The sequence below is a fragment of the Streptomyces sp. So13.3 genome, from assembly GCF_005860785.2.
GTDB lineage: Bacteria > Actinomycetota > Actinomycetes > Streptomycetales > Streptomycetaceae > Actinacidiphila > Actinacidiphila fildesensis.
The window spans coordinates 6,233,509-6,250,634 of record NZ_CP048835.1; the positions used below are offsets into that span (position 1 = coordinate 6,233,509).

General features: G+C 70.8%; 16 protein-coding genes. 8 read left to right on the top strand and 8 right to left on the bottom strand.

The annotated features are described in order from the left end of the window. Positions 1-65 precede the first annotated feature (65 nt). A complete protein-coding gene (locus tag C8250_RS28200) occupies positions 66-923 on the bottom strand; it encodes a lysozyme (RefSeq protein ID WP_138350881.1) in 858 nt (285 codons plus the stop codon). 211 nt (positions 924-1,134) lie between these two features. Here C8250_RS28200 and C8250_RS28205 point away from each other — a divergent pair, with 211 nt between their 5' ends. Beyond that, on the top strand, positions 1,135-1,560 hold the full coding sequence (locus tag C8250_RS28205; RefSeq protein ID WP_138351069.1) for a MarR family transcriptional regulator: 426 nt from the start codon (positions 1,135-1,137) through the stop codon (positions 1,558-1,560). 48 nt (positions 1,561-1,608) lie between these two features. Here the strand turns inward: C8250_RS28205 and C8250_RS28210 are convergent, their stop codons facing one another. Beyond that, the gene (locus tag C8250_RS28210) at positions 1,609-2,379 is read right to left on the bottom strand and encodes a hypothetical protein (protein WP_138350880.1); all 771 of its coding nucleotides are present in this window, start codon (positions 2,377-2,379) and stop codon (positions 1,609-1,611) included. Between the two features lie 369 nt (positions 2,380-2,748). On the opposite strand from C8250_RS28210, the gene C8250_RS28215 reads away from it, so the two are divergent. From C8250_RS28215 to C8250_RS28235, 5 genes are read left to right on the top strand one after another with little or no spacing between them, the layout of a single operon-like run. After that, a complete protein-coding gene (locus C8250_RS28215; RefSeq protein ID WP_244809412.1) occupies positions 2,749-5,145 on the top strand; it encodes a nitrate- and nitrite sensing domain-containing protein in 2,397 nt (798 codons plus the stop codon). Continuing rightward, on the top strand, positions 5,142-5,657 hold the full coding sequence (locus C8250_RS28220; protein ID WP_187145008.1) for a roadblock/LC7 domain-containing protein: 516 nt from the start codon (positions 5,142-5,144) through the stop codon (positions 5,655-5,657). The genes C8250_RS28215 and C8250_RS28220 overlap by 4 nt, the downstream gene beginning before the upstream one ends. Further along, positions 5,657-6,052 (top strand): DUF742 domain-containing protein, encoded by a 396-nt coding sequence (locus C8250_RS28225; protein WP_138350879.1) that lies wholly within the window; start codon positions 5,657-5,659, stop codon positions 6,050-6,052. The genes C8250_RS28220 and C8250_RS28225 overlap by 1 nt, the downstream gene beginning before the upstream one ends. After that, positions 6,033-6,641: an ATP/GTP-binding protein gene (locus tag C8250_RS28230; protein ID WP_138350878.1), complete on the top strand. Its 609-nt coding sequence runs from the start codon at positions 6,033-6,035 to the stop codon at positions 6,639-6,641. The genes C8250_RS28225 and C8250_RS28230 overlap by 20 nt, the downstream gene beginning before the upstream one ends. A 42-nt stretch (positions 6,642-6,683) precedes the next feature. Beyond that, positions 6,684-7,946, top strand: coding sequence for a styrene monooxygenase/indole monooxygenase family protein (locus tag C8250_RS28235; protein WP_138350877.1), 1,263 nt, complete (start codon positions 6,684-6,686; stop codon positions 7,944-7,946). Positions 7,947-8,072: 126 nt separating this feature from the next. Here the strand turns inward: C8250_RS28235 and C8250_RS28240 are convergent, their stop codons facing one another. The 6 genes from C8250_RS28240 to C8250_RS28265 form a co-directional block, all read right to left on the bottom strand. Then, on the bottom strand, positions 8,073-9,188 hold the full coding sequence (locus C8250_RS28240; protein WP_244809413.1) for a C40 family peptidase: 1,116 nt from the start codon (positions 9,186-9,188) through the stop codon (positions 8,073-8,075). 176 nt (positions 9,189-9,364) lie between these two features. Beyond that, positions 9,365-10,603 carry a PQQ-binding-like beta-propeller repeat protein gene (locus C8250_RS28245; RefSeq protein ID WP_138350876.1) on the bottom strand — a complete coding sequence of 413 codons (1,239 nt, stop codon included), beginning with the start codon at positions 10,601-10,603 and terminating at the stop codon, positions 9,365-9,367. Between the two features lie 115 nt (positions 10,604-10,718). Beyond that, entirely contained in the window at positions 10,719-12,281 is a 1,563-nt protein-coding gene (locus C8250_RS28250; protein WP_232484692.1) for a glycosyl hydrolase family 18 protein, read from the bottom strand. A gap of 236 nt (positions 12,282-12,517) precedes the next feature. Then, on the bottom strand, positions 12,518-12,814 hold the full coding sequence (locus C8250_RS28255; protein WP_138350875.1) for a hypothetical protein: 297 nt from the start codon (positions 12,812-12,814) through the stop codon (positions 12,518-12,520). Continuing rightward, positions 12,811-13,566: a TetR/AcrR family transcriptional regulator gene (locus C8250_RS28260; protein WP_138350874.1), complete on the bottom strand. Its 756-nt coding sequence runs from the start codon at positions 13,564-13,566 to the stop codon at positions 12,811-12,813. The genes C8250_RS28255 and C8250_RS28260 overlap by 4 nt, the downstream gene beginning before the upstream one ends. Before the next feature lie 70 nt (positions 13,567-13,636). Next, positions 13,637-14,527 carry a diiron oxygenase gene (locus tag C8250_RS28265; protein WP_232484645.1) on the bottom strand — a complete coding sequence of 297 codons (891 nt, stop codon included), beginning with the start codon at positions 14,525-14,527 and terminating at the stop codon, positions 13,637-13,639. A gap of 182 nt (positions 14,528-14,709) precedes the next feature. Between C8250_RS28265 and C8250_RS28270 the strand changes: the two genes are divergently transcribed. Both C8250_RS28270 and C8250_RS28275 read left to right on the top strand, forming a co-directional pair. Then, positions 14,710-15,825, top strand: a complete 1,116-nt coding sequence (locus tag C8250_RS28270; RefSeq protein WP_138350872.1) for a ferritin-like domain-containing protein — start codon at positions 14,710-14,712, stop codon at positions 15,823-15,825. A gap of 60 nt (positions 15,826-15,885) precedes the next feature. After that, on the top strand, positions 15,886-17,025 hold the full coding sequence (locus C8250_RS28275; RefSeq protein WP_138350871.1) for a CapA family protein: 1,140 nt from the start codon (positions 15,886-15,888) through the stop codon (positions 17,023-17,025). The last annotated feature ends 101 nt before the right edge of the window (positions 17,026-17,126 follow it).

Below are 17,126 nucleotides of genomic sequence, written 5' to 3' on the forward strand. Positions count from 1 at the left end.
CGGAGGGGCGGCGCCCTGTTCCGTGTTCTGTTTCCGTGTTCTGTGCGGTTCAGCGGGCCGGGCGGCTATCCGTTGGCGAAGGCCTGCAGCCGGTCGTAGGCCCCGTTGAAGCGGTCCTGGTCACCGGGGAAGACGCCGGAGTCGGCGTACTGCCAGATGGTGTGGAAGCCCCAGCCGGCCGGCAGGGTGCCGGCGCTGGTGGAGTAGCGCGCGATCCACAGCGGGTTGTTGGCGGCGAAGGCACTGCTGTTGCCGGTGCACTGGGTCCACCAGTTGGTGGAGGTGTAGATCGTCGGGTACCGGCCGGTACGGGCGCGGTACTCGTTGCTGAACGAGGCGATCCAGCTGACCATGCTGCTCGCGCTCAGGCCGTAGCAGGTGGCGCCGTACGGGTTGTACTCGATGTCGAGCGCGCCCGGCAGGGTCTTGCCGTCACCGGACCAGCCGCCGCCGTGGTTGACGAAGTAGTCGGCCTGGGCGGCGCCGCCGGAGTTGTCCGGCAGCGCGAAGTGGTACGAGCCGCGGATCATCCCGACGTTGTACGAGCCGTTGTACTGCTGGGCGAAGTAGGGATTGGTGTACGAGGTGCCCTCGGTGGCCTTGATGTAGGCGAACCGTCCGCCGTTGGACCAGGCCGCGGACCAGTTGACGTTGCCCTGGTAGCCGCTGACGTCCATGCCCGGAGTCTGGGTGACCAGTGGGGTGGCCACGCCTCCGGTGGTGCTGCCGCCCTCGTGGGCGCGGATGGTCGAGCCCATCCAGTCGAGTTCGGGGTGGGTCATCGGGCCGCTGCCGACCGCGCCGGCGGAATTCGGCAGGGAGAACAAGAGGGCGAGCACAGCGAAGAGCAGTCCGGCGGCGAAGGCCGTCCGGGTGCGGAAGAATCCTGATCTGCGCACGGCGGATTGGGCTCCGAAGGACATATGTTCCTCCATGGGGGACGGGGCCTGACGCGCACCATGGCCTTGGGGTGGCCATGACAAGACGAAGGTAGGGGCGGAAACTACGCGCGTGGAAGGGTCCCCGGGAACCGCCGTTGGTCTACACCTACGAAATACTTGAGCAGCTGCGGGAACGACGATCGCTGAAAGAAACTTTCAGCCCCCTGAAAGCGGGAGCGCTGTGGACGAGCAGATGGAAGCCCTGGAACGCGAGCTGACGGTGTTCTACCGGCGGGCTCGCGCGTCCTCCGGCGAGATGGCGCGTGAGCTGCACCCGGAACTGGAACCCGCCGCCTACGGGCTCCTGGTCCGGCTCCAGGAGTGCGAGCCCGAGCGCGCCACCGACCTCGCCGCGTACTTCGGCGTCGGCAAGGCCACCATGAGCCGGCAGCTGCGCGCGCTGGAGGTGCTGGGGCTGATCACCCGCGAGCCGGATCCCGCCGACGGCCGCGCCTTCCTGATGCGGATGACGGCCGAGGGCCGCGAGCGCTTCTCCCGCGTGCGCGCCGCCCGGCGCTCCCGCTACCTCCGGCGGCTGGCGGCCTGGGACCGCGGCGAGGTCAGCGAACTGGCCCGGCTGCTGCAGCGGCTGAACGAACTGCAGGGCTCGGAGGACTAGGGCACGCCCTGGAGGCCCCCTCCGGACGGATGAAAGCGACCCGCCGGGTCAGAGCTCCACGAGGGCGGCCGTCGCGTCGTCGAACGGCTTGCCGCGCGGGACGGCGCGGCCCTCGGGGTCGGCGGCCTCCACGGCGCGCACCCGCCGGATCAGCGTCTGCGGTCCCTCCTCGCGCAGCAGCGCGAAGGTGCCGGCCCAGTCGTCCGTGCGGAAGACCTCGACCAGCCGGGTCGCCCCGTCGCTCAGCGCCGCGAACGCGCGGACGTCGCCGCGCGGGGTGGTGCCGGTGACCGCGCGGGAGACCACCGCCGGATCGGCGGCGGCGGTGAAGAAGCCGCCCTCGGCGTTGCGCAGCGCGGGGACGGCGCGGCCCTCGGCCACCAGCCGGTCGATGCGGTCGTCCAGCACCGGTGTGATCTTGCCGTCGGCGGCCTCCAGGAGCAGCACCGAATCGGAGAGCACGAGATGCTCCACGGTGTCCTGGTTCCACCGGACTGTGACCACCGTGGCCTGCGGTGTGAGCTGGTGATAAAGATCACAGGTGTCGCGGTGCGCGTCCGCCGTACGGGCAATTGCGGACGCCAAACAGTCGGAGAGAGTCATCTCCGGTCGCGAAACGGACAGTTCGAGCAGGGCCCCGCCGAGCCGCGCCACGAACCAGGGCACCGAGTGGATGCAGTCCCCGTTGCCGGGCCGCGGCGTCACGCCATCCAGCAGAACCAGCACGCCACCGTGCCCGGAAGCGGGCAGGGCCAGCGAAAGGAAGTCCTCGTTGGGGTGGTCGGGGGTGCCGGGCTCGGTGCTGCTCTCGATGCGCATGGCTCAATTCTGCCGGAGCGCCGTTCGAACCTCTTGGTCCGTACCTGACGGGCCCCGTATCGCGCCCGGTGCGGATCCCATGGCGCCTGACATGGGCGGATGGGATGCGGGCGGGCATCCTGCCAGGGCTCGGGCGCGACGCCAAACCCGTTCGGCGATCACGGATCGAGACGTTCCGCGCCGGACTTGTCCGTCAACTCATGGGTGCGATTCACTCGTTCGGGTGTCGGGGGAGGGGGACGCGCGGCCCCGTCTACAACGGGCTGAGAAGGTCGGGCCCATTGACCAGGCGAGACGGGATTGCGAGCTCCGGTGCGAAGACGACGTGAACCGCGCGACGGGGTCCCCCCGGCGGCGGGCAAAGGACGGGTGCGCAGCCGCTTGCTGGCCGCCCTGTTGATCTGTGCTGTCATCGTGCCGGCCGCGGCCGCGCCCGGTGTGGCGGTCGCCGTGCGCGACGTGTCCGACGCGCAGGACGAGGTGACGGGGGCCGAGTTGGCCGTCCGGGCGATCTCGCTGTCGCACTCCCTGGCCGACGAACGCGACGACATGGCCGCCTTCGTCGCCGGCGGCCGCTCCACCGCGCCCGGCACCGGCGCCCCCGGACTCTCCGAATCGCAGCGCAACCGGGTGGACCGGCAGGCGCAGAGCCTCTCGGCCGACGAGGACACCGGCGCGGAACCGCGCGAAGTGCTGGCGACCCTCCCGCAGATCCGGCAGGAGGCGCTGACCGGCACCGGTACGCCGCAGGCCGTCGTAGCCGCGTACGCCCCGCTGCTGGACGCCCTGGGCCGGGTGACGGGTCCGGTGACCGCACCGCTCAGCCGCGCCGCCGCGCTGGCCGCCACCGAGCGCGGGCTGCTGGTGAGCGCGCTCACCGGCTCCGGCTCCCAGCGGCCGCTGGCCACCGACGCGCAGACCGCCGCGGTACAGGAGCGGGCCGCGCTCGCCGACTTCCGCGCCACCGCGCCCCAGGACCTCCGCGACCAGTACAGCCAGACCGTCACCGGCGCGGATGTCACCGAGGCCGAGAGCGACCTCCGGCTCCTCACCGACCAGCCGCAGCTGACCGGTTCCGACCGGGCGCTCGGCACGGCCGAGGTGAAGGCCGCGCTCACCGCCAGGATCGACCTCATGCGCAGCGTCGAGTCCTCGCTCGCCACCGCCGAGGCCGACGCGGCCGGCGAACGGCGGGACGACGCGGTGACCGCCCTCGAACTGCGGGTCGCCCTCGCCGCGCTGTGCCTGCTGGTCGCCGTCGGCGTCCTCGTCTCCACCGCCCGCTCCCTCACCCGGCCGCTCGCCGCGCTGCACCGCTTCGCCAAGGGCGGGTCCGAAGAGGCACGCGTCATCGGCAACGACGAGTTCGCGACGGTCGCCCGCCGTATCAACGTGCTCGTCACCGAGCTGCGCGCCGTACAGGCCCGCGGCCTCGAACTCGGCGCGGAACAGACCCGGCTGCTCGGCATCCGCGACGCGCTCACCGCGGAACGCGACAGCCTGCTGCGTCAGCGGGACGACGCAAGCGCCGCGAGCACCGTGAGCGCCAGGACCGGCACCGACCGGACCGGCGGGCACACCACGTACGTCAGCCTGTCGCTGCGCACCCTGGGCCTGGTGGAGCGCCAGCTCGCCCTGATCGAGGGTCTGGAGGAGCGCGAGCAGGACCCGGACCGGCTGGAGACGCTCTTCCGGCTGGACCACCTCGCCACCCGGATGCGCCGCAACAGCGAGAACCTGCTGGTCCTCGCCGGCACCGAGCACAGCCACGGCGGCGCCACCGTCAAGCCCGTGCCGCTGGTCGACGTGGCCCGTGCGGCGATCTCGGAGATAGAGCGCTACGAGCGGGTGCGGATCCAGGTGCTGCCCGCCGGGCAGCTGGCCGGCCACGCCGCCGACGACACCAGTCACCTGGTGGCCGAACTGCTGGACAACGCGACCGCGTTCTCGCCGCCCCAGGCCGAAGTACAGCTCTCCGGCTGGATGCTGGAGAACGGCGAGGCCATGATCTCCGTCGAGGACCAGGGCATCGGCGCTCCGCCGGAGCGGCTCGCCGAGCTGAACGCGCTGCTCACCGACCCCGAGCCGACCGCGCCCGGCAACGCGACCGGTATGGGGCTGTACGTCGTGGCCCGGCTCGCCGCCCGCCACGGGATCCGCGTCCAGCTGCGCGAGCAGAAGCAGGGCGGCATCGCGGCCGTCGTCATCCTGCCGCGCCGGCTGCTGCCCGCGGCCCGGCCCGACGAGGCTCCGGCCAACCCGGTGGAGGCCGCGATCGCGGGCGAGCCGATGCCGGTTGCCGTGTCGGAGACTCCGGAGCGGGCACCGGAACGGGTACCCGCCGAGCCGGAGGCGGTTCCGGACGCGGCCGGGGCCGGGGCCGCGGGTGACGCTTCCGTGGAGCACTCGGGACCCGAGCGGGACCCGGCCGGCGACCGGCCCACGGGCGGCGTCGTACGGCCGCGGCACGCGCCCGACGACGCGCAGGCGGAACCCGCCGGACCCGACGGATCCATCACCGGCAAGGGCCTGCCGCAGCGCGTGCCGCGCAGCAGCGGGCTGACCGGTGAGCCGGCCGCGCGGCGCCCGGAACGGACCGGGCCGGTGGACGCGGAGGCGCTACGGCGTAAGTTCGGCGGATTGCAGCAAGGACTTCGGGACGGACGACGGGACGCGGAAGAGGAGACCCGGGCGGCGGACCCGGAGAAGGCAGGCCCAACGGGGGGCACAGGCGCAGCTGGAACCATCGAGGAGGCGAGCCGTTGAACGCGGCGAGTACGGACACGAAGGACCTGAGCCATGAAGCCCGGAATCTGCGGTGGTTGCTGAGCAACTTCGTCGAGGAGGTGCCGGGTGTCCACTCGGTCGCCGTGGTCTCCTCCGACGGACTGCTGCTGATCAACTCCGACCCGGATCCGGCGGCCGCGGCGGAACCCGGCGGGCAGCAGCCGCCGGCCGGCCCCGCGGACGCCCGTGCGGACCTGGCCACGGTCGTCTCCGGCCTTGCCTCGCTGACCGACGGCGCGGCGCGCCTGATGGACGGCGGCCGGGTCCGGCAGACCGCGGTCGCCATGGACGAGGGCAGTCTCTTCGTGATGTCGATCAGCGACGGGTCGCTGCTCGGCGTCCACGCCTCCGCCGACTGCGACATGAGCGTCGTGGGGTACCACATGGCCCTGTTCGTCGGCCGGGCCGGCCACGTGCTGACGCCCCAGCTCCGCAACGAGTTGCGCCGGTCCCAGGAAGCCGCCGGCGCCGAGAGCGGGGGCGGTCGCTGATGTCCATGTCCTTGCCCCAGCGCGGCCTCGACCGCCGCACGGCCCGGGTCCGCCCGTACGCCCTGACCGGTGGACGCACTCGCTTCGGCCATGTGCTGTTCGTCGAGACCTTCGTGGCGAGCATCGACGGCCAGGAGCCGAATTTCGTGCTGACCGCCGGCCGCTGGGCCGAGCGGGTGATGCCGGAGATGCGCGCGATCGTGGAGTTGTGCCGCAGAATGCGGTCGGTGGCCGAGATCTCGGCACTGCTGCGGATGCCGCTCGGCGTCGTCCGCGTACTGCTCAGCGACCTGGCTGATCAGGGGAGGATCCGCGTCTACGGCACCGGGCACGGCCCCGGCAGCCCGGATCGCGCGCTGTTGGAAAGGGTGCTCGGTGGACTTCGCAGGCTTTGAGGAGACCGGCGGCACGCAGGAGTGGCAGACGGAGCGCGGGCGCGCGCCGGTCTCCACCAAGATCGTGGTCGCGGGCGGCTTCGGCGTGGGCAAGACGACGTTCGTCGGCTCGATCTCCGAGATCACGCCGCTCACCACCGAGGCGGTGATGACGCGGGCCAGCGAGTCCGTGGACGACCTCGGCTCGACCCCGGACAAGACGACGACCACCGTCGCGATGGACTTCGGCCGGATCACCCTGGACCAGGACCTCGTGCTGTACGTCTTCGGCACGCCCGGTCAGCAGCGCTTCTGGTTCATGTGGGACGACCTGGTGCGCGGCGCGATCGGCGCGATCGTGCTGGCGGACACCCGGCGGCTGGCCGAGTGCTTCCCGGCGCTCGACTACTTCGAGGGCTGCGGACTGCCGTACACGGTGGCGGTCAACCAGTTCGAGGGCACTCCGGAGTACACCGAGCAGGACGTCCGCGAGGCGCTCGCCGTACCGCCGCACATACCGGTGTTGATCTGCGACGCCCGGAAGCGGTATTCGGTAGTGGAGGCACTCATGGCCCTGGTGGCGCACGCACTGGCCGAACAGCCGCTCTGAGCGATCCGTTCCCGAATTTTTCACGAAAGCCGGACCTTCATCATGCGCAAGATACTCATCGTCGGAGCCGGTCAGGCCGGGCTCCAACTGGCCCTGGGTCTGCAGGGCCGTGGCTATGAAGTCACCCTCATGTCCAACCGCACGGCCGACGAGATACGCGACGGCCGGGTGATGTCCACGCAGTGCATGTTCGACACCGCGCTGCAGCACGAGCGCGATCTCGGCATCAACTTCTGGGAGGAGCAGACCCCGCGCATCGAGGGTCTCGGTGTCTCGGTCGCGGCCCCGGACGCGTCGCGCCCCATCGACTGGGTGGGCCGGCTGGACGGCTACGCGCAGTCCGTCGACCAGCGGGTGAAGATGGCCGGCTGGATGGAGACCTTCGCCGAGCGCGGCGGCAAGCTCGTCATCCACGGCGTCGCGGTCTCCGACCTCGACTACTTCTCGCGCGCCTACGACCTGGTGCTGGTCGCCGCGGGCAAGGGCGAGCTGGTCTCCATGTTCCGCCGCGACGCGTCCCGTTCGCCCTACGAGGCCCCGCAGCGCTCCCTGGCCGTGTCGTACGTGCACGGCCTCGCACCGCGCCCCGGGAGCGACGGCCGGCTCGCGGTCAACGTCAATCTGGTGCCGGGCATCGGCGAGCTGATCGTGATCCCGACCCTCACCACCTCGGGCCCCGCCGACATCCTCTTCTGGGAGGGCATCCCCGGCGGTCCGCTGGACGTCTTCCAGGGCGTCAAGGACCCCGAGGAGCAACTGCGCCTCACCCTCGACCTGATGCGGCAGTTCACCCCGTGGGAGTACGACCGGACCCGCTCGGTGGAACTCACCGATGCGAACGGCACCCTCGCCGGCCGGTACGCGCCCACGGTCCGGCAGGGCGTCGCCGAACTGCCGTCGGGCGGTCTCGTCCTCGGCGTCGCCGATGTCGTCGTCGCGAACGACCCCATCACCGGACAGGGCTCCAACAGCGCTGCCAAGTGTGCCGCGTCCTACCTGGAGAGCATCACCGAGCGCGGCGACCAGCCCTTCGACGGCGCGTGGATGCAGTCTGCCTTCGACCGGTACTGGCGGATCGCCGAGCCCGTCACCCAGTGGACGAACGCGATGCTCGCGCCGCCGCCCGAGCACGTTCTCCAGGTGATCGGCGCCGCGGGCGAGCTGCAGCCCGTCGCGGACCGCTTCGCCAACGGGTTCAACGACCCGGCCGACTACGGGCAGTGGCTCTTCGACCCGGAGCTGGCCGCGGCCTACCTCGGCGAGGTCCAGGCCGGTCGGACCGCGCAGCCCGCACAGGGCGCGTAACACGGCGGGGCCGGGCGGGCTCGCGACACGAGCCCGCCCGGCCCCGGAGTTTCCCGGTACCGCCAGGGCGTGTTTCGAAAGTAGCGCCGTTCGCCCGGAGGGCCAGGCGGGACTCTCGAAACACCCCTAGCCGACGTTGTTGCCCTGGTCGGAGCCACCGTCGATCGGCGTCCTGGCGTCCGTCTTGGGGACGGCCGGCGGGACGTAGTTCTTCATCGGGCCCTGCGCCGAGTCGGGCCGGACCGCTCCGAGGATCGGGTTGGCGGCGATGGGCGAGACCTTCACGACGGAGCCGGGCCGCGGCGCCTGGATGACGAGACCGTCGCCGATGTAGATGGCGACATGCGTGGCGCCCGGGAAGTAGACGACGAGGTCGCCGGGGCGCAGCAGGCTCAACGGAACCTTGGGCAGCTGCGCCCACTGCTCCTGGCTGGTGCGCGGGATCGCCTTCCCGGCGTGCAGCCAGGCCTGCGAGGTGAGGCCGGAGCAGTCGTACGCGTCCGGTCCTTCGGCGCCCCAGACATACGGCTTGCTGAGCTGCAGGAACGCGTAGCCGACCGCGCGGTTGCCCGCCTCGGACGGCGTCCGGCTGCCCGCGCCGAGGGCCTTGGAGTCCAGGAAGTCGCTCTGGGCCTGGTTGATGCCCTGCTCCTCGAGCTTCTGGAGCTCGTCGAGCTGAACACCTGTCAGACCCGCGATGATGGTCTCGACGCGCTTGAGGTGCTCCTCGACCTGGACCTTCGCGGCGCCCTGCTGGGTCTGCAGCAGCTGCGCCTGGCCGAGCGCCGTCTGGGCGCCCGCGTTCAGCACCGCGATCCGCGCCTCACCGGTCTTCAGCTGCTCCAGGATGTCGGCCTCGCTCCCGGCGGCCCGCTGCAGCAGGTGCTTCTGCGAGAAGAGCTGCTGCGGGTCGTCGCCGACCAGGAGGTTGAGGTACGGCGAGACCCCGCCGTCCTGGTACTGCCGGCGGGCGAGCATCCCGATCTGGTCGCGGGCCTCGGCGACCGCGACCCGCTGGTCGGCCAGCTGCTTGTCCAGCAGAACGGCCGTGGCCCGCTGCTTGGCGGCGGCTTCCTTCGCCTTGTTGAAGGCCTCGGTCGCCTGCTCGGTCTGCAGATACAGCGTCTGGAGCTGGGTCAGCAGCTGGGGCAGCGGCTGTGACGGGGGGTCATGGGGCGCGGCGGCCGCCTGCTGGGCGGGGAGCGAGAGGGCGGCGGCCGCGAGGAGCGCACCGCATATCACCGCTCTTTGGATCCACCCACGGTTCCGTCGGGCCACTGACATCCCCTCACCTTCGGTTGCACAGAGGTGATCACCTGCTGCGCCAAGATCCTGTCACGGATTGTCGTATCTTCGACAGTGGGAATAGGCGATTCCGCTCAATCCGGTCACCCCCGTGGTGCCTTCCCCTCACCTGCTCAGCCCAACGGCAGGGCCGTCACCGTGTTTCCGTTCTGGACGAACAGGACGCTACCCCGGGCGGCGAGGCGTATGCCCGCGGCGGCGCCGGTCCCCGCTCCCGGAACCCGATAGCTCCATACCGCCTTACGGGTGCGGAGGTGGAACGCCGCGACGCACGGCCGGCCGCCTGCGGTGGGTGCGTGCAGCACCCCGCCGTGCACCACCGGCGCGCACTGCGTGCCCAGCGGTATCGCGGGGCCGCTCTCCCACAGCGTGCCGCCGGTGCGGGCGTCGAGGGCGAGGACGCCGGCGGCGGATCCGGTGGCGTACAGGACGCCGTCGGCGATCACCGGATCGCTGTAGGTCCGGTCGCGAGGAGTGTGGTGCCAGGCGACGGTGCCGTCGTCCAGCGCGACCGCGGTGATCCCGCCGCCCGCCACGTAGGCGCGCGGACCGGCGACCGCCGGGCGGCCGTTGCCGGTTCCCTGCAGGGCACGCGTCCACTGCCGTTCGCCGGTCCGCCGGTCGAGGGAGGTCAGGGCGTCGCCGTCGCAGTACAGCAGCCGGTCGCCCGGCAGCACCGCAGCCGGTGCCTCGGAGGGGATGTGTCCGGCGGTCGTCCGCCACAGTTCGCGGCGGTCCTTGAGGTCGTAGGCGAGCAGTAGCGCCGCGTAGTCGTCGTCGAGCGGGCTGCCCTGGGACGCCGTCAGATACAGCGCGCCGCCGTCGGAGGCCAGCAGCGCGTCCTGGGCGAACCGCAGACCGGCCGCGGGCTCCAGGGTCCAGCGGACCCGGCCCTTGGCAGCCGGGTCGACCGCGCGCGGGGCCGCGGCGCCGACGGTGTAGGCCACGTCCGCCAGCAGACCGTCACCGGTCGGCACCGGCGAGCCGTCGGGTTCGAAGCCGCCGGCGGTCCACAGCGGTTTCCCGGTGCGGGTGTCGAGGCCGATCAGACCGTCGTAGCCCTTGAGGACGAGGAGGGTGCCGCTCACCGCCACCGGCGCGACGTCCACCAGCTCGGGGCCGTCGTACGTCCACAACGGGGGCGGCGCGCTGCCGGGCGGGCGGGATCCCCTGGGATGGGGCTGCGAGGACCGGCTGCCGGAGGGGGAGGGCCCGGCGGCGCCGACATCGCTGCGGTGTCCGCCGGGGGCGTTGCGCAGCCAGGCGATCCCGGCCGCGCTCGCCATCGCGGCACCGCCGAAGGACACCGTCAGCAGAGCCCGGCGCGACATCCCGGCGGGCTGCTCCGACATGGCGTACGTGCCCCCTCCGGCCTGGACCTGTCGAGGGAGACTACGACCGCCCCCGGCCGGAATCCAGTCCGGCCGGGGGCGGTGCGGGGTTACTTCTGGTTGCTACGGATTGATCTCAGCTTCCGAAGTACGACCGGAAATTGTTGGAGAACTCCCAGTTGCTGTATTTGTCCCAGTTCACCGACCAGGTCATCAGGCCGCGCAGCGCGGGCCAGGTGCCGTGGGTGGTGTAGCTGCCGCAGTTCGTCTTCTTGGTCAGGCAGTCCAGCGCCTTGTTCACCTCGGCGGGTGCGGTGTAGCCGTTGCCGGCGTTGGTGCTCGCGGGCAGGCCGATGGCGATCTGGGAGGGCGCCAGCGGCGGGAACATGTTGGCGGTGTTGCCCGCGACGGGGAAGCCGGTGAGCAGCATGTCGGTCATGGCGATGTGGAAGTCCGCGCCGCCCATGGAGTGGTACTGGTTGTCCAGGCCCATGATCGAACCCGAGTTGTAGTCCTGGACGTGCAGCAGGGTCAGATCACCGCGCATCGCGTAGATCACCGGCAGATAGGCACCCGCGCGCGGGTCCTGGCCGCCCCAAGGGCCCGAGCCGTAGTACTGGTAGCCGAGCTGGACGAAGAAGGTCTCCGGCGCCATCGTCAGGACGAAGCTGCTGCCGTACTTGGCCTTGAGGGTCTTCAGCGCGGAGATCAGGTTCACCACGACCGGCGTCGTCGGGTTCTTGAAGTCGGTGTCGCCGGTGTTGAGGGAGAGCGAGTGGCCCTCGAAGTCGATGTCGAGGCCGTTGAGCCCCCACTTGTCGATGATCGCGCTCACCGAGGAGACGAAGGTGTCGCGGGCCGCGGCGGTGGTCAGCTGCACCTGGCCGTTCTGGCCGCCGATGGAGATGACGACCTTCTTGCCCTGGGCCTGCTTGGCCTGGATGGCGGCCTTGAACTCGGCGTCGGACTCGACGCCGGCGCACTCGGTCACGGGGCAGCGGTTGAAGCGGATGTCCCCGGAGGTGACGGAGGTCGGCTCACCGAAGGCGAGGTCGATGACGTTCCAGGTGCTGGGAACGTCGGCCATGCGCGTGTAGCCCGCGCCGTTGGCGAAGCTCGCGTGCAGATAGCCGACCAGCGCGTGGGTGGGCAGTCCGCCGGAGGGCGGCAGGGTGGTGGGCGGCGTGGTGGGAGGAGTCGTCGGCGGTGTCGTGGGGGGCGTCGTCGGCGGGGTGGTCGGCGGTGTCGTGGGCGGGGTGGTCGGCCCGCCAGGACCGCTGAGCGAGGCGTCGTCGGCGTAGTAGACCGGCTGGCCGTACCAGCCGTGCAGATAGACCGTGGCGCTGGTCTGGCTCGCGCCGGTCGTGAAGTTGACGCTCAGCTGCTGGTACGCGCCGCCGGTGCCCGGCGTCCAGGTGCTGGTGCCGCCGTCGACGCCGATGTACACGTACGAGCCCTTGACCTGGGTGGAGAAGGTGTAGGCGGTGTTCGGAGCGACGGTGACGGTCTGCTTGCACTGGGCGGTGTCGCTCGCGCCGGGGGTGCCGGCGAGCGCGTAACTCCCGCTCTTGGCCTGGCCGGTGACGGCCTTGGCGCTCGCGTCGCAGGTCCAGCCGGACAGGGATCCGGTCTCGAAACCGCCGTTGGCCAGGAACTCACCGGCGGTGGCGGAGGGGGCGAGTGCGACCAGGCCGCCCAGGGTGGCGGCGCAGGCGAGGGTGGCGGCGCCGGCGATGGCGGATCTCGACCGGCCGCGGAAGGGGGATGTGAGCACGGGGGGATGCTCCTTCTGCTTCAAGGAGTGCGCATGACGCAGTGCGCATGACAAGGCGCAGCAAACAGGTCTGGACCAATCCTGTCAATGGTCTGAACCAACACCCGTGCGACATCCGGTGGTCACCGCGCCCCCGCGCGGCCGTCATCCGCCGCTGTGCGTCAATCCCCGGGCGGCCGCGTCCCCTTGTTCCGTACGCTCTTCGACCACGGCCACTTCAGCCGGGTGTCCGGGACGGTCCCCTCGGGGTCGTACACGAAGACCCACCGGGTCTGCCGCGCCGCGCGCGGGCCCGGGCTCGGCTCGCGGTGGTACACGTGCACCACGGGTTTGCCCCCGTCGGCGTCCGGCACCGGCACGGTGTACACCTTCGGCGGCTGTCCGGTCGCCCCGACCAGGACGCCCATCAGGCGTCCGTCCAGCGGGCCGCCGACGAACTCCGTGTTCTCGCTTCTCACCCGCCCAGCATCCCACGGCCGCCGTCGTCGGGGAGCAGATGCGCGACGGCCTCCACGATCGGGGCAAGCCGCCGGGCCAGTTCGCCGGCCGGGCTGTCGGGGGTCTCCAGGGCCAGCGCCGCCGCGGCGATCCCGGCGGTCTCCGGGTCGGTCGTCGCGGTGATCACCAGCAGGCCGGTGAGATGGTCGACGAGCCAGCCGCGCAGCTCCGGCAGCGGCGGCTGCTTGCCCTCGTCCAGCCAGGTCAGCGACACCGCCTCGACGGAGGCGATCCAGGAGCGGACCATCATCGCCAGCCGCGGGCCGGGATCCGGCGCCCCCAGGTGCAGCAGCACCTGCTCGGCCGCGCTGCGCCGCACCCCGTCGACGATCGCGCCGGTCCGGCTGGTCTCGGCGACGCTGCCGCCGCGCAGCAGCGCGGAGTAGGCGGCGTCGTGCTCGTCCACGAACGCCAGATAGCGGTCCAGGGCGTGCGCCAGTCGCTGCGTCGGTGCGCCCTGCGACGGTTCGACGAAGCATTTCCGCAGCTCATCGGCGGCATTGTGCATCGCGGCCTCGTACAACTGCTGTTTGCCACCAGGGAAGTACCGGTAGACCAGCGGCCGTGACACCCCGGCGGCGGCCGCGACATCGTCGACCGACACGTCCTCGGGGCGGTGGTGCCCGAAGAGGTCCACCGCTGCCGCGAGCAACTGCGTACGGCGTTGCTCGACGCTGAGTCGGCGGTATGCGGGCGCCGCGCTGCCGTTCATGGGCGCAGCCTAACCGGTGGGGCCCGGCGCGGGTCCGGTAACGGCCGCGCGCCAGGTCGTAACGGGTCGTTCAGGCGAGCAGGCCCGAGGCGCGCCACAGCCGGCGGCCGGGGCCGCGCAGCACGTCGATCTCCTCCAGGAACTCGACGAGCCGCTTCGAGGACTGCAGCATGACGTCCCGGCGGTGGCCGCTGGCCTTCACCTGCGCCATCGCGTAGGCCGGGTTCAGCCCGACCGCCGCGTACACCTTCGGGCTGACCAGCGAGCCCGCCACGATCCTGGCGGTCTCCCCGGAGGTCAGCCGGGTGAGCTCGCGCTCCCAGCGCGGGGCGGTCGACATCTGGCGGGTCAGCTCCTCACGGGCGTACCGCACGTGCCGGGCCTCCTCGACCACATGGATGCGGGTCACCCCGCGCACCAGCGGCTGGACACGCTCGTCCGGGAAGGTCAGCCGCTGCATCCAGTCGAGGATCTCCTCGACGAGCAGCGTCCCGGTGAAGGCGCCGGGCGTCGTCGAGTACGTCTTCAGGATCCGGCCGAGGTGCAGATGGAGCTTGCTGGGCCGGTAGACCGGGGTGCCGGACTTCTTGACCAGCCGGCCGAACATCATCGAGTGCCGGCACTCGTCGGCGACCTCGGTCAGCGCGTACCGGACGTGCTGGCTGGTCGGGTCGAGGGCGTAGATGTGCCGGGCGAGCAGCTGCATCAGGATGATCTCGAACCAGATGCCCATCGAGGCGATGCTCGCGCCTTCGTGCCGGCTCAGCTCGATCCGCTGCTCCTGCGACATGTGCTTCCACAGCGGTGTGTCGTAGAGCGAGCACAGCTCCGGGGGCCAGAACCACTTGCCGTCCTCGAACGGGGCGTCCCAGTCCAGCTCGGTGTCGGGGTCGAAGGAGTGCTTGGCGGAGGCGTCGAGCAGCCGCTCCGCGACCTTCTCGCGCTCCGTGATTTTGGTCATGATGGGGGCCATACGCTTATGAGACTGCGTGTCAGCAAGGACGTCAATCCCTCGCGCAGAACTTGTTGACCCGGCGGTAACCGGCGTGTGAGTCTGCGAACGACCGCCAACGACCGCCAACGACCGCACGGCCAACGACCGGACCCCGTAACGAATTTCGGGCGAGCCACGAGGAGGCGTCAGTGTCGACGCACGAGCTCTACACGACAGCACCGACCGAAGCGCTCTGGGAGGTCACGGCGAGCGGCGCGGCCCGCTTCTCCTGGGAGTACGACGACGGGCGCGACCGGCTGCTGGCCCTCTACCAGAAGGGCAAGGACAAGCAGTGGGACGCCGTCCGGAGGATCGACTGGGACCTGGAGGTCGATCCCTACGACCCGCTCGGCGTCCCGGACGAGGCGCTCACCGTCTACGGGACCCGTTACTGGGACAAGATGGACGAACAGAACAAGAAGGACCTGCGACGGCACTACGCGTCCTGGCAGTTCAGCCAGTTCCTGCACGGCGAGCAGGGCGCCATGGTCTGCGCGGCCCGCATCGTCGAATCCGTCCCCGACCTGGACGCCAAGTTCTACTCCGCGACCCAGACCATGGACGAGGCCCGGCACGCCGAGATATACGCCCGGTTCCTGCAGGAAAAGGTCGGGATGCTGTATCCGATCAATGATTCCCTGCAGGGTCTGCTCGGCGACACCCTGCGCGATTCCCGCTGGGACATGCCCTATCTCGGAATGCAGGTCCTCATCGAAGGACTCGCCCTCGCCGCGTTCGGCATGCTCCGCGACACCACGGACAAACCGCTGCCCAAGCAGATCCTGGCCTACATCATGCAGGACGAGGCCCGGCACGTCGCTTTCGGGCGGATGGCCCTGCGTGACTACTACCAGCAGCTCAGCGACGGTGAACTCCGGGAACGTGAGGAATTCGTCATCGAGGGCTGCTATCTGATGCGCGACCGGCTGCGCGGGGTCGAGGTCCTGGAGAACTTCGGAATCCCGCGAAAGGACTCCGAGGAACTCAGCGAGAACTCCGAGTACCTGCACCTGTTCCGGAAACTGCTCTTCAGCCGGATCGTGCCCTGTGTGAAGGACATCGGTCTGTGGGGCCCCCGGCTGCAACAGGCCTATGTCGACATGGGCGTCTTCGACATGGGCGACTCCAGTCTCGATCTGCTCATGGCCGAGGACGAGGAGATCGCCGAGAAGCTCGACGCCGAGCGCTTCGCCGCCGAGGAGTCGGCCCGCGTCGCGGAGGTCGCCGACGCGATCACCCTCGGCTCGGGAACGGAGACCGCCTGAATCCCGGGGAGAGTTCCCAGGACGTCAAGAACATCTGCTCGGGAGTCGTACGCTTGCTCGATGCTTGAAGGACCGAGAGCGCGACGGCGCGTACGCATGGCGCTGGGGCTCGCACTGCTGACCCTCAGCGCCGCCTGTGGATCCGGCTCGAAGCCGTCGCCCGAGGTACTGGCGCCGGTGTCCGCCGCGCCCACCGCACAGGTCGACGGCCTGCCCGAAGGCTCGGTGGCGCCGGAGGCGACGACACCGGCCGCACCGGGGACGATCACCCTCGCGTTCGGCGGCGACGTGCACTTCACGGAGCGTACGCAGCCCCGGCTGGTCAACGGGATGACGGAGCCGGCGATCGGTCCGCTCTCCAAGACCCTCGCGGCGGCCGACTTCTCCATGGTCAACCTGGAGACGGCGATCACCACGCGGGGCACCCCGCAGCCCAAGACGTACCACTTCAGGACCCCCGCCACCGCGCTCGACGTCCTCAAGAAGTCGGGCGTGGACGCGGTCTCGATGGCGAACAACCACGCCGTCGACTACGGCGCGCAGGGGCTGACGGACACCCTCGCGGCGGTCAGGGACGCGCCGATCCCGGTCGTCGGCATCGGTGCGAACGAGGCCCAGGCCTACCGTCCGTATCTGAAGACGATCCGCGGGGTGAAGCTCGCCGTCCTCGCGGCCAGCCAGGTGCAGGACATCACCAACCAGAACTGGCGCGCCACGGCGTCCAAGCCGGGCATCGCCTCGGCACTGGAGCAGACCAAGCTGGTGGCGGCGGTCAAGGCGGCGAAGAAGAAGGCCGACGTCGTGGTCGTCTATCTGCACTGGGGAACCGAGGGGCAGTCCTGCCCGGGGCCCGAGCAGAAGTCCATCGCGGCCAAGCTGGCGGCGGCCGGGGCCACCGCGGTCGTCGGCACGCACGCACACGTGATGCTGGGCTCCGGGATGATGCGGCAGACCTATGTCGCCTACGGCATGGGCAATCTGCTCTGGTACGGCACCTCGCCCTACCCGAACTCCAACGACACCGGCATCACCACCCTGACCATCGCCAAGGGGAAGGTCGCGGGCGAGCGCTTCACGCCGGCCTTCGTCGACAACCACGGTGTGCCCATGCCCCAGGAGGACGCCGGGGCCAAACGCATCAACGACCGCCGCGCCGGGCTGCGCGGCTGCACGGGATTGTCAGCGGCGCCGAAAAAGTAGGAACCGCCGCGCTGTCACCGGCATCTATCACTGCAGATGTACGGGGGTTTGGCTGTGTGTTCAGTCCTGCCGTGCTGCGACGCGACGAGAGAAGGGGACTC